This window comes from Ralstonia sp. ASV6, assembly GCF_016429285.1.
In the GTDB taxonomy this organism is placed as follows: domain Bacteria; phylum Pseudomonadota; class Gammaproteobacteria; order Burkholderiales; family Burkholderiaceae; genus Ralstonia; species Ralstonia flaminis.
The window spans coordinates 1-11054 of sequence record NZ_JAELUI010000166.1 but is presented as its reverse complement, the minus strand read 5'-3'; the positions used below and the strand labels follow the sequence as shown (position 1 = coordinate 11054).

General features: G+C 62.6%; 11 protein-coding genes. 7 read left to right on the top strand and 4 right to left on the bottom strand.

Annotation, left to right across the window (positions count from 1 at the left end; all coding sequences use genetic code 11):
• Window positions 1-167: 167 nt before the first annotated feature.
• On the top strand, window positions 168-1064 hold the full coding sequence (locus JHD73_RS23885) for a metal-dependent hydrolase (protein WP_199032663.1): 897 nt from the start codon (window positions 168-170) through the stop codon (window positions 1062-1064).
• Window positions 1065-1134: 70 nt separating this feature from the next.
• On the opposite strand, the gene JHD73_RS23880 is transcribed toward JHD73_RS23885, so the two are convergent.
• The gene (locus JHD73_RS23880; RefSeq protein WP_199032662.1) at window positions 1135-1986 is read right to left on the bottom strand and encodes a pyruvate, water dikinase regulatory protein; all 852 of its coding nucleotides are present in this window, start codon (window positions 1984-1986) and stop codon (window positions 1135-1137) included.
• A gap of 220 nt (window positions 1987-2206) precedes the next feature.
• Here JHD73_RS23880 and ppsA point away from each other — a divergent pair, with 220 nt between their 5' ends.
• From ppsA to JHD73_RS23865, 3 genes are all read left to right on the top strand, one after another.
• Window positions 2207-4594 (top strand): phosphoenolpyruvate synthase, encoded by a 2388-nt coding sequence (gene ppsA / locus JHD73_RS23875; protein ID WP_199032661.1) that lies wholly within the window; start codon window positions 2207-2209, stop codon window positions 4592-4594.
• 161 nt (window positions 4595-4755) lie between these two features.
• Window positions 4756-5184 carry an NfeD family protein gene (locus JHD73_RS23870; protein WP_199032660.1) on the top strand — a complete coding sequence of 143 codons (429 nt, stop codon included), beginning with the start codon at window positions 4756-4758 and terminating at the stop codon, window positions 5182-5184.
• A gap of 34 nt (window positions 5185-5218) precedes the next feature.
• Window positions 5219-6145, top strand: coding sequence for an SPFH domain-containing protein (locus JHD73_RS23865; RefSeq protein ID WP_199032659.1), 927 nt, complete (start codon window positions 5219-5221; stop codon window positions 6143-6145).
• A gap of 31 nt (window positions 6146-6176) precedes the next feature.
• Here the strand turns inward: JHD73_RS23865 and smpB are convergent, their stop codons facing one another.
• Window positions 6177-6623: an SsrA-binding protein SmpB gene (smpB, locus tag JHD73_RS23860; RefSeq protein WP_199032658.1), complete on the bottom strand. Its 447-nt coding sequence runs from the start codon at window positions 6621-6623 to the stop codon at window positions 6177-6179.
• A 134-nt stretch (window positions 6624-6757) separates the two neighbouring features.
• Here smpB and JHD73_RS23855 point away from each other — a divergent pair, with 134 nt between their 5' ends.
• Window positions 6758-7195 (top strand): type II toxin-antitoxin system RatA family toxin, encoded by a 438-nt coding sequence (locus JHD73_RS23855; protein ID WP_021194398.1) that lies wholly within the window; start codon window positions 6758-6760, stop codon window positions 7193-7195.
• On the top strand, window positions 7182-7538 hold the full coding sequence (locus JHD73_RS23850; RefSeq protein WP_199032657.1) for an RnfH family protein: 357 nt from the start codon (window positions 7182-7184) through the stop codon (window positions 7536-7538). Before JHD73_RS23855 ends, JHD73_RS23850 begins: the two co-directional genes overlap by 14 nt.
• A gap of 7 nt (window positions 7539-7545) precedes the next feature.
• Here the strand turns inward: JHD73_RS23850 and JHD73_RS23845 are convergent, their stop codons facing one another.
• Window positions 7546-8073, bottom strand: a complete 528-nt coding sequence (locus JHD73_RS23845) for a DUF4124 domain-containing protein (RefSeq protein ID WP_199032656.1) — start codon at window positions 8071-8073, stop codon at window positions 7546-7548.
• A 153-nt stretch (window positions 8074-8226) separates the two neighbouring features.
• Window positions 8227-9171: a DMT family transporter gene (locus JHD73_RS23840; protein WP_199032655.1), complete on the bottom strand. Its 945-nt coding sequence runs from the start codon at window positions 9169-9171 to the stop codon at window positions 8227-8229.
• A 154-nt stretch (window positions 9172-9325) separates the two neighbouring features.
• Between JHD73_RS23840 and guaB the strand changes: the two genes are divergently transcribed.
• Window positions 9326-10789, top strand: coding sequence for an IMP dehydrogenase (gene guaB / locus JHD73_RS23835; RefSeq protein ID WP_199032654.1), 1464 nt, complete (start codon window positions 9326-9328; stop codon window positions 10787-10789).
• Window positions 10790-11054 lie beyond the last annotated feature (265 nt).

The following is an 11054-nucleotide window of genomic DNA, read 5'->3' as shown; positions in this document are numbered from 1 at the left end:
GCCATGCTCCGTGCGGTGCTTCGCAACAAGCCGGTCGTCACGGTCGGCATCGAGGCGCATTCGTCGCGCTTCATCTCACGCTACGCGCAGTGGCTCAGCCGGCTGATGGCCCGCGTGAGCATGGCCGGGCATTGAACCCGGCTTTGACAAGAACACAGGAGACGACCATGACCGCGTCCGATTACTTCATCAAGGCCCGCCACGTCCGCTTCGACTGGAAGGACACGCCGATCCAATGGATCCCCGGCGACCCGTCCAGCACGCACATCATCAACATCCTGAACCTGCTGTTCCCGGCGGGTGAGCTGTGGTTCTGCCGCGTCTACAACAAGGCGCTGCCGTTGATTGCCGACGCCAAGCTGCGTGCTGATGCTGAGGGCTTCCTGCGCCAGGAGGCCGTCCATTCGCGTTCCCACGGCGGTGTGCTCACGCATTACTACACGGACCACGGCATCGACACGCAGCCGTTCACCAAGCGACTGGACTGGCTGTTCTCCAAGGTGCTCGGCGAACAGCCGCTCGGCCTGAAGATCGGCCACACACGTTTCTGGCTGCGGCAGCAGCTTGGCATCATCGCCGCGCTTGAACACTTCTTCGGCTATCTCGGCAACTGGGTGCTCAACGCCAAGGGGCTGGACGCCGCCAAGGCCGACCCCGTCATGCTCGACCTGCTGCGCTGGCACGGCGCGGAAGAAGTCGAGCACCGCACCGTGGCGTTCGACATCTTCCGCCACATGGGCGGCACCTACCTCGAGCGCTGCTTCCACATGCTGACGACCATCATCCTGCTGCTGTACTTCCTGGTGACGGGCTTTCGCTTCATGCACAAGCGCGATCCGGGCGCGGGCCGGTTCCCCGGTTTCATCCGTGGCTGGTGGTATGGCTCGCGGCGCAATTGCCTGCCGTCGTTCTGGAAGATGCTGGGGGCGGCGCTGCGCTACTTCCGGCCGAGCTACACGCCGCACCACGAAGGCTCGACCGAGCAGGCACTGGCCTATCTCGCCACTTCACCTGCCGCTCAAGCTGCGGCACACGGCGGCAACTGGGTGCGCGATCGCGCTTGACCCGGGGCATCGCCAGCAAAGCAAAACGGCCGGTTTGAGTCCGGCCGTTTTGCGTTGTCGAGCGTCGTGCTCAGTAGTTGTTGTGGTCGATCTTGACGTCCTGCAGGATCGTCGTCGCAATTTCTTCAATCGATTTGTGCGTGGACGAGAGCCACTTGATGCCCTCCCGGCGCATCATCGATTCGGCTTCATTGATTTCGTAGCGGCAGTTTTCCAGCGCTGCATATTTGCTGCCTGGGCGACGTTCGTTGCGGATCTCGGACAGGCGCTGTGGATCGATCGACAGCCCGAAAATCTTGCTCTTGTAGTCGTACAGCACCGTGGGCAGCTTGCCGCGCTCGAAATCGTCGGGAATCAGCGGATAGTTGGCCGATTTCACCCCGTACTGCATCGCCAGGTAGAGGCTGGTCGGCGTCTTGCCGCTGCGCGATACCCCCACCAGAATCACATCCGCCTCGGCCAGGTTCTTGTGTGACTGACCGTCATCGTGCGCAAGTGAAAAGTTGATCGCTTCGATGCGGTTTTTGTACGCCTCGGTGTCGGCGTTCTGGTGGAAGCGTCCGATGGCGTGGGTGGACTTGAGGTTCAGCTCCTTCTCGAGCGGCTCGATGAAGGTCTGGAACATGTCCAGGATGGTGGCCTTGGCCCGATGGACGATCTGGTTGGCCTCGGCATCCACCAGCGTGGTGAAGACGATCGGGCGAACGCCCTCGGCGTCGAACGCCTCGTTGATCTTGCTAACCGCCACATGTGCCTTCTCGACCGTGTCGACAAATGGAATCCGCACCTGGCGGAATTTCATCTCGAACTGGGCCAGGATGGAGTGGGCAAAGGTTTCTGCGGTGATCCCGGTGCCATCCGACACGATAAAAACGGTGCGGACGGCCGCGCGGGTGGCAGGTGCGGCGGCGAGGTCGGTCATCGAAAGCGAGGGGTTTTTCCAGCACGCAGGCAAGAAATCGTGCTGCGGCACGGTAGAATAGCGGCGATCGTTTCGCTAAGCAATTCGGGCCCGCCGCCCGCCAGACAATGTCACAGCGGCTGCCCCGGATGATTTAGCCAAGCGATTCGCACGGCCAGACGACAAGAACAATGCCCCGTGCGCATCCGACCGGTTTTTCACTTAGTTTAGGGACTTTTGTATGACTAACCTGTCGCAAGACGGCGCCTATGTGCTGCCGTTCGAGCAACTGCGGATGACCGATGTTGAGGTCGTTGGCGGTAAGAACGCTTCGCTGGGCGAGATGATCTCCCAGCTGGATGGCGCCGGCGTGCGCGTTCCGGGCGGTTTTGCCACCACGGCACTGGCTTTCCGTGACTTCCTCGCACACAACAACCTGACCGAGCGCATCTCGCAGCGCTTGGCCGCCCTGGATGTTGACGACGTCAAGGCACTGGCCGCCGCCGGCAAGGAGATCCGCGAGTGGGTTGCCACCGCACCGTTCCAGCCGCGCTTGGAGCAGGAAATTCGCGAGTCGTACGCTCGCGTGTCCGCCCGTGAAGGTGCCGAGGCATCGTTCGCGGTGCGCTCGTCGGCCACGGCCGAAGACTTGCCGGACGCTTCGTTTGCCGGCCAGCAAGAGAGCTACCTCAACGTCTCCGGCATCGATGACGTGCTCGACAAGATCAAGCATGTGTTCGCCTCGCTGTACAACGACCGCGCGATTTCGTACCGCGTGCACAAGGGCTTTGCCCACGACGTGGTGGCCCTGTCGGCCGGTATCCAGCGCATGGTGCGCTCGGATTGCGGCGCCTCGGGCGTGATGTTCACGATCGATACCGAATCGGGTTTCCAGGAAGTCGTCTTCATCACCTCCAGCTATGGTTTGGGTGAGACGGTGGTGCAGGGTGCTGTGAACCCGGATGAGTTCTACGTCTTCAAGCCGATGCTGGCTGCTGGCAAATACCCGATCATCCGCCGCTCGATCGGCTCCAAGCTGATCAAAATGGAGTTCACCGCGCCGGGCGAAGCCGGCCGCGTGAAGACCGTCGACGTGCCGGGCGAATTGCGCAACCGCTACTCCATCAGCGATGCTGACGTGACGGAGCTGGCCAAGTACGCCGTCATCATCGAGAAGCACTACGGCCGCCCGATGGACATCGAGTGGGGCCGTGACGGCAAGGACGGCAAGATCTACATCCTGCAGGCCCGTCCCGAGACGGTGAAGAGCCAGTCGCAAGGTAAGGCTGAACAACGCTTCCGCCTGAAGGGCTCGGCGCCGGTGCTGACCACCGGCCGTGCTATCGGCCAGAAGATCGGCACGGGCCCGGTGCGCGTGATCAACGATCCGGCTGAAATGGAACGTGTGCAGCCAGGCGACGTGCTGGTTGCAGACATGACCGACCCGAACTGGGAACCGGTGATGAAGCGCGCCTCGGCCATCGTCACCAACCGTGGCGGCCGTACCTGCCACGCGGCCATCATCGCGCGTGAACTGGGTGTGCCGGCGGTGGTCGGCTGCGGCGACGCCACCGACATCCTCAAGGACGGCACCCTGGTGACCGTCTCGTGTGCAGAGGGCGACGAAGGCAAGATCTACGACGGTCTGCTGGAAACCGAAGTGACGGAAGTCCAGCGCGGCGAAATGCCGGTGATCAGCACGAAGATCATGATGAACGTCGGCAACCCGCAACTGGCGTTCGATTTCTGCCAGATCCCGAACGGCGGCGTTGGCTTGGCGCGTCTGGAATTCATCATCAACAACAACATCGGCGTTCATCCGAAGGCGATCCTCGACTATCCGCAGGTCGACAGCGACCTGAAGAAGGCCGTGGAAAGCGTGGCCCGTGGTCATGCCAGCCCGCGCGCGTTCTACGTCGACAAGCTGGCCGAGGGCATCGCCACTATCGCGGCGGCGTTCTATCCGAAGCCCGTGATCGTGCGCCTGTCGGACTTCAAGTCGAACGAGTACAAGAAGCTGATCGGCGGTTCGCGCTACGAGCCTGACGAAGAGAACCCGATGCTGGGCTTCCGTGGTGCCTCGCGCTACATCGCCGAAGACTTTGCTGAAGCCTTCGAGATGGAATGCCGCGCCATGAAGCGTGTGCGCGACGAGATGGGCCTGACCAACGTTGAAGTGATGGTGCCGTTCGTGCGCACGCTCGGCCAGGCAGAGAAGGTGGTCGAGCTGCTGGCCAAGTACGGCCTGAAGCGCGGCGAGAATGGCCTGCGCCTGATCATGATGTGCGAAGTGCCGTCCAACGCGATCCTGGCCGAGCAGTTCCTGCAGCATTTCGACGGCTTCTCGATCGGCTCGAACGACCTGACGCAGCTCACGCTGGGTCTGGACCGCGATTCCGGTATGGAGTTGCTGGCCCGTGACTTCGATGAGCGCGACCCGGCGGTCAAGTTCATGCTGCAGCGCGCCATTTCCACGGCGCTGTCGATGGGCAAGTACGTTGGTATTTGCGGCCAGGGCCCGTCCGACCACCCGGACTTTGCCGAATGGCTTGCCAAGGAAGGTATCTCGTCGATCTCGCTGAACCCGGATTCGGTGGTCGACACGTGGCAGAAGCTGGGTTCGGCCTAATTCGGGCCGGAGCTAGAGTGTTGTAAGACAAGGCGCGTATCCTGACGGGTACGCGCTAACAAGAACGCGAAGTGCCCGACGGCGTCCAACGCTGACGGGGGCCGCGCGACATGCCCCCGCAGACGTGCAGCGTCGCGGGGGTTTTTTCTGGGAGAGGGAGCATGTCGGCTCAGACCGTTTGGCTTTCGCTGGCCGTGCTGCTCGTCATCGGTGAACTGATGACGGGCACGTTCTACCTGCTGATGGTAGCAATCGGTTTGTTGGCCGGTGGGTTGGCTGCGCTGGTGGGACTGGCGTTTCCGGCGCAGGCCATTGTGGCTGCCATCATCGCGGTGTTCGGCATCGTTGGGCTGCGGCGCTCGCGCTATGGGCGCGTGACGCGAGAAGATGCGGCCCGCAATCGCAACGTGAATCTGGATATCGGTGAGGTGCTGCGCGTAGACGCATGGTCGCCCGAGCGCCGCGCGCGCGTGCAGTATCGCGGCGCCGCGTGGGACGTCGAGCTGGCGCCGCACGCCACTGCTTCGGGTGGCGAATTCCGCATCGTCGAGATACGCGGCAACGTGCTGGTTGTCGCGCCCAAACATTAAGGCTTAGCACCCAATACCAACAACCGGAGGTTCTATGTTCGAGCTGGGGACTCTCGCGCTCATCGTTCTGTTTGCCGCCATCGTGCTCATCGCGCAGGGCATCAAGATCGTGCCGCAGCAGCACGCCTGGATTCTGGAGCGGCTGGGCAAGTACCACGCGACACTCTCGCCGGGGCTCAACATCGTGTTGCCCTTTGTGGATCGCGTGGCCTACAAGCACGTGCTCAAGGAAATCCCGCTCGATGTGCCGAGCCAGATCTGTATCACCAAGGACAACACGCAGCTGCAGGTGGACGGCATCCTGTACTTTCAGGTGACCGACCCGATGCGCGCGTCATACGGCTCGAGCAATTTTGTCGTCGCCATCACGCAGCTCGCGCAAACCACGCTGCGTTCGGTGGTCGGCAAGCTTGAGTTGGACAAGACGTTTGAAGAGCGAGACTTCATCAACCATAGCGTGGTCAACGCGCTGGATGAGGCTGCCTCCAACTGGGGCGTGAAGGTGCTGCGCTACGAGATCAAGGATCTGACACCCCCGAAGGAGATCCTGCACGCCATGCAGGCGCAGATAACGGCTGAGCGCGAAAAGCGTGCGCTGATTGCCGCATCGGAAGGGCGCAAGCAGGAGCAGATCAACATTGCCACCGGTGAGCGTGAAGCGCTGATCCAGCGTTCGGAAGGGGATCGCCAGTCGCAGATCAATAAAGCGCAGGGCGAGGCGGCGGCGATTCTGGCAGTGGCCGAGGCCAATGCGCAGGCCATCCAGAAGATCGGTCATGCCATCCGCACCGAAGGCGGTATTGACGCGGTCAACCTGAAAGTGGCCGAAGAGTATGTGAGTGCGTTCAGCAACTTGGCCAAGCAGGGCAACACGCTCATCGTGCCCGGCAACATGGGCGACCTGAGCACGATGATTGCGTCAGCGTTGACGATCGTGAAGCAGCAGCGGCCAGGCGCCTAAGGGTAGTGCGGCAAGAGCGGCGAGAGGGCCCTTAGGCCTTCTCGCGCATGAGGCGAGCCTTCTCGCGCTGCCAGTCGCGGTTCTTCTCGGTTTCGCGCTTGTCGAATTGCTTCTTGCCCTTGGCGAGACCGATTTCGCATTTCACGCGGCCGCGCGAGTAGTGCAGGTTGAGCGGCACGAGCGTATAGCCGCGCTGTTCGACCTTGCCGATGAGCTTCTTGATCTCTTCAGCGTGCAGCAGCAGCTTGCGAGTGCGCACAGGGTCAGGCGTGACGTGCGTGGAGGCCGATTGCAGCGCGCTGATGTGCGCGCCGATCAGGAAGAGTTCCGCATTGCGGATGACGACGTAGCCTTCCTTGATCTGGGCGCGGTTGGCACGGATGGCCTTCACTTCCCAGCCTTCGAGTACGATGCCCGCCTCGTAGCGCTCTTCGATGAAGTAATCGAAAAAGGCTTTTTTGTTGTCGGCGATGGTCATACGTTGGAATGTGCGGTGAGCGCATCGGGGTGACGATCCCGGCATGCGCTGCGATAAAATGGCGAGTTTAACAAATCCGCTGCAGCCCGAGGCTTATGCCCGGAGGTGTGGCGCGCAAAGCTTTCGGATGGCGCATGGCAGACGTTGAAAAAACCGTGTTGATCGGCTACTCGGCCGAACAGATGTTCGACCTGGTCACCGACGTCAAGGACTATCCGAACTTCTTGCCGTGGTGCGGCGGCGTAGAGATCTTCGAGCAGACGGAAACGTCTCTCGATGCGCGTGTCGACATTGCCTTCAAGGGTATCCGTCAGCATTTTCGGACACGCAATACGCAAACGCGACCCACCCGGATCGATATGCAGTTTGCTGACGGCCCTTTCAAGGCCTTCACCGGCTTCTGGGTGTTTACGCCGTTGCGCGCCGACGCGTGCAAGATCAATTTCCACCTGCATTACGAGTTCTCCAGCCACCTGCTGGAAAAAATTATCGGCCCGGTGTTCAGCATGATCGCCAATACCTTCGTCGACTCCTTCGTCAAACGCGCGGAGACCGTCTATGGCGAATCCTGAGCCGATTGACGTGATGGTCTGCCTGGCGACGGTCACGCCGCCGCGGCTGATCCATGTGCAGGTGGCGCCCGATGCGACGGTGGCCGATGCCGTGCGTGTGTCCGGCTTGCTGGAGGGAGGCGATTTGGCGATCGAGGCTTGCCGGCTGGGTGTCTACGGTAAGCGCAAGACACCCGATGCGCCGCTGCATGCGCGGGACCGGGTGGAAATCCTGGGCCCGCTGATCGCCGATCCGAAGACCGCGCGCCGGCGCCGCGTGCAGAAGGTGCGGGCAACCGGTACGCGCGAAGGCCTGAAGTGGCTGCGTAACGAGGCGCCGCCCAAAGACGACGTCCTCGAATAACGATCGATCAGTTGCAGTTGGCGCTCAGGGCGGCCTGGTTGCTTGCAACGGCGGCGGCGCGCTGGTTGTCATCCATATAGGAGAGCGAACCGTCCGGCTGCGGGGTGCCGATGCGGCGGCCTTGCTGCATGTAGGCGGTCTCATTGCGCAGGCGCTGGCATTCCGCTTGTTTGCGCTGGGCTTGCTCGGCCTGTTTGGCCTCTTCCTGCTCCTTCTTCGCGCGATCGGCCATGCGTTTGCGCAGGGCTTCGTCCGGATCAACGGCGACGCTTGAGGCGGGTTGGCCGGCCTTCGGTGCCGGGGTGGCCTGGGCTGCGGACGCCGGTGCTGGAATTGCCTCGTACGCGGTAGCGGTGCGGCTGTTCGGGTTGCGGATGATGCGGCTGGGCGGTACCGACGGCGGCGGCGCCGCGTCGCTGTAGACCATCAGGCCTTTCTCATCGCGCCATTGCCAGGCCCATTGTGCAAGGGCCGCCGGGCAGGCGAGGGCGATCAGGGTGGCGGTGGCGGGCAGCAGGACGTGCAGTCGTTTCATGGAGTTCTCGTTCGATGGTCTGCCGACGGCGCGTTGGCCGACCCGACGACGGCCCACGACGCGCACGGGAGCCCGGTGGCGTGATCGCCACTCGCAAATTGAGAACGATGGCTTGACCCGCCTATCGACTCGCCCCCCGGCAAGGCGCCCAGTTTATGCAGACTTGTCTTCTGCGTGCAAGCGTACGGACCAGCCGACACCCGCGATCAGCAGGGCGATTGCGGCGATTTCAAGCGGGCGCGGCCAACGCCCGTCGTACACAAAGCCATATGCCAGCGCGAACAGCGTTTCGAACACGATCAGCTGGCCGGACAGCGTGAGCGGCAGGCGGCGGGAAGCAATGTTCCACAGGTTGTTGCCGATCAGCGACGCGCCAAGTGCCACCGCAGCGTTCACCGCCCAGAACGTGCCCCAGGCGCGTCCGCCACCACTGGCCCAGTCTGTGCCGGCTACAAGCAGGGCCGCTACAGTCAGCACGGTCGACAGAAAGCCGCTCGAGATGCCGTACAGGGCCGACCATTCATTGCTCGAAAAATGCGGATTGCGTTGCAGGTAACGCGCGTTGTCTACCGCGTACCACGTCCAGCTGCACAGCGCACCGGCCGCGCAGGCAATGCCAGCGATGCGCTGCCAGACCGGTCGCACGTTGGCTGCGGCCGTCGCGGCCCCGTGGCCAAACAGGTCAATGTTGATACACGCGATGCCCGCGGCCACCACCAATAGCGGCCAGATCAGCCGGTAAAGCGGCGCCGCGCCGTGGTCACGGCGGCCGAGCACAGTTACGGTGATGGGCAGGATGCCGATGATGAGCGAAGTGGGTGCAACCCCGGCCAGTTGCACGCCAAATGCCACCAGAACGTAATAGACAAGGTTGCCGCTGCAGGATTGTTTGACCAGCGCCAGGCAATCGGCGCGGGTGATCTTGCGGGCAATGCGGGGGAGGATCGGGGCGGCGGCAATGGCCGCGATGGCGCCGTAGGCGAGGTAGCGGCCGAGGGCCAGTTCCCAGGGCGAGAACGCAGGCAGCGCGCGGGGTGCAATGAAGACCATGCCCCACATGGCCCCGGCAAGCAGGGCGCACAATACGCCAATTCCCATTCGAGCACTCGCGAGGCTGGCTCCGCGCGGCCGCTGGCGGCACAGGGCGCTTTAGGTGCGTGCGCGAAGAAAAATTTATCGAGCATAGCACGGCCTTCTACAACCGTGGGGCAAATTCCCGTATAATCCGATTTTGCGCCTAGAGGAAATTGCTATGCGTCTTGTCCAGAAAGCACTCACGTTCGATGATGTGCTGCTCGTCCCGGCTTACTCGGCCGTCCTGCCCCGCGATACGTCCCTTCGCACCAAGCTCACCCGTTCGATTGAACTTGCCATTCCGCTCGTCTCCGCTGCCATGGATACGGTTACGGAAGCGCGGCTGGCCATTGCCATGGCGCAGCAGGGTGGTATCGGTATCGTCCACAAGAACCTGAAGCCGGAAGAACAGGCGCGCGAAGTCGCCAAGGTCAAGCGCTTCGAATCGGGCGTGCTGCGCGATCCGATCACCATTGGTCCGGACATGAAGATCCGCGACGTGATGGCGCTGTCGGCGCAACACGGCATCTCGGGTTTCCCGGTGCTGGAAGGCAAGAAGGTGGTGGGCATCATCACCAACCGCGACCTGCGCTTCGAAGAAGAACTGGACGCCCCGGTGCGCGCCAAGATGACGCCGGGCGAGAAACTCGTCACCGTCAAGGAAGGCGCCTCGCTGGAAGAGGCCAAGCGCCTGATGAATAAGCACCGCCTGGAGCGCGTGCTGGTGGTGGGCGACGACTTTGAGTTGCGCGGCCTGATTACCGTCAAGGATATCCAGAAGGCCACGGAATACCCGCTGGCCTCGAAGGATGAGCGCGGCTCGCTGCGCGTGGGCGCAGCAGTGGGCGTGGGCCCGGACAATGACTTGCGCATCGATCTGCTGGTCAAGGCTGGCGTGGACGTGATCGTGGTCGATACCGCGCACGGTCACAGCCAGGGCGTGCTCAGCCGCGTGCGTTGGATCAAGGATAACTACCCGCAAGTGCAGGTGATTGGCGGCAATATCGCCACGGGTGACGCAGCCAAAGCGCTGGTCGATCATGGTGCCGATGGCGTCAAGGTCGGTATCGGCCCGGGTTCGATCTGCACGACGCGGATCGTTGCCGGCGTGGGCGTGCCGCAGATCTTTGCGGTGTCCAACGTGGCCGAAGCGCTCAAGGGCACCGGCGTGCCGCTGATCGCTGACGGCGGTATCCGTTATTCGGGTGACGTGGCCAAGGCGCTGGCCGCTGGCGCACACACCGTGATGATGGGCGGTATGTTTGCCGGCACGGACGAATCTCCGGGTGAGGTGTTCCTGTTCCAGGGTCGCTCGTACAAGAGCTACCGTGGCATGGGTTCGGTGGGTGCCATGAAAGACGGCGCGGCCGACCGTTACTTCCAGGAAGACAACACTGCCAACGTTGACAAGCTCGTGCCGGAAGGCATCGAAGGCCGCGTGCCGTACAAGGGCTCGGCATTGCCGATCGTGCATCAGCTCACGGGTGGCGTTCGCTCGTCGATGGGTTATTGCGGTTGCGCATCGATTGCCGAATGGCACGAGAAGAGCCAGTTCGTTGAGATCACGGCCGCAGGCATGAACGAATCGCACGTGCACGACGTGCAGATCACGAAGGAAGCGCCGAACTATCACCGCGACTGATCGGCAGCTCGATCACCGCATACAAGATAGAAGGCACGCAGTACTGCCGCCGGGGCGCGCGGGCGCTCTGGCTGATTCACAACCGGTGGCCGGAGCACGGGCGGCCACCCGCAACTGGAGACGATGATGAAAGCGCTTTTGCGACTCGTTCTGTTTCTGGATGCGGCTGTCGCTCTGTGCGTCGGTCTCGTCCTCCTGGCCTCGCCGATGACGTCCATCTTCGGCGCGCTGCAACTGCCGCAGCCGGAACCGGCAATGTACGGCC

Coding starts and splice junctions, on each gene's coding strand:
- JHD73_RS23840 (WP_199032655.1), bottom strand. CDS start 9,171: ATGGGAATTGGCGTATTGTGCGCCCTGCTTGCCGGGGCCATGTGGGGC.
- JHD73_RS23855 (WP_021194398.1), top strand. CDS start 6,758: ATGGCAGACGTTGAAAAAACCGTGTTGATCGGCTACTCGGCCGAACAG.
- JHD73_RS23865 (WP_199032659.1), top strand. CDS start 5,219: ATGTTCGAGCTGGGGACTCTCGCGCTCATCGTTCTGTTTGCCGCCATC.
- ppsA (WP_199032661.1), top strand. CDS start 2,207: ATGACTAACCTGTCGCAAGACGGCGCCTATGTGCTGCCGTTCGAGCAA.
- guaB (WP_199032654.1), top strand. CDS start 9,326: ATGCGTCTTGTCCAGAAAGCACTCACGTTCGATGATGTGCTGCTCGTC.
- smpB (WP_199032658.1), bottom strand. CDS start 6,623: ATGACCATCGCCGACAACAAAAAAGCCTTTTTCGATTACTTCATCGAA.
- JHD73_RS23870 (WP_199032660.1), top strand. CDS start 4,756: ATGTCGGCTCAGACCGTTTGGCTTTCGCTGGCCGTGCTGCTCGTCATC.
- JHD73_RS23880 (WP_199032662.1), bottom strand. CDS start 1,986: ATGACCGACCTCGCCGCCGCACCTGCCACCCGCGCGGCCGTCCGCACC.
- JHD73_RS23845 (WP_199032656.1), bottom strand. CDS start 8,073: ATGAAACGACTGCACGTCCTGCTGCCCGCCACCGCCACCCTGATCGCC.
- JHD73_RS23850 (WP_199032657.1), top strand. CDS start 7,182: ATGGCGAATCCTGAGCCGATTGACGTGATGGTCTGCCTGGCGACGGTC.
- JHD73_RS23885 (WP_199032663.1), top strand. CDS start 168: ATGACCGCGTCCGATTACTTCATCAAGGCCCGCCACGTCCGCTTCGAC.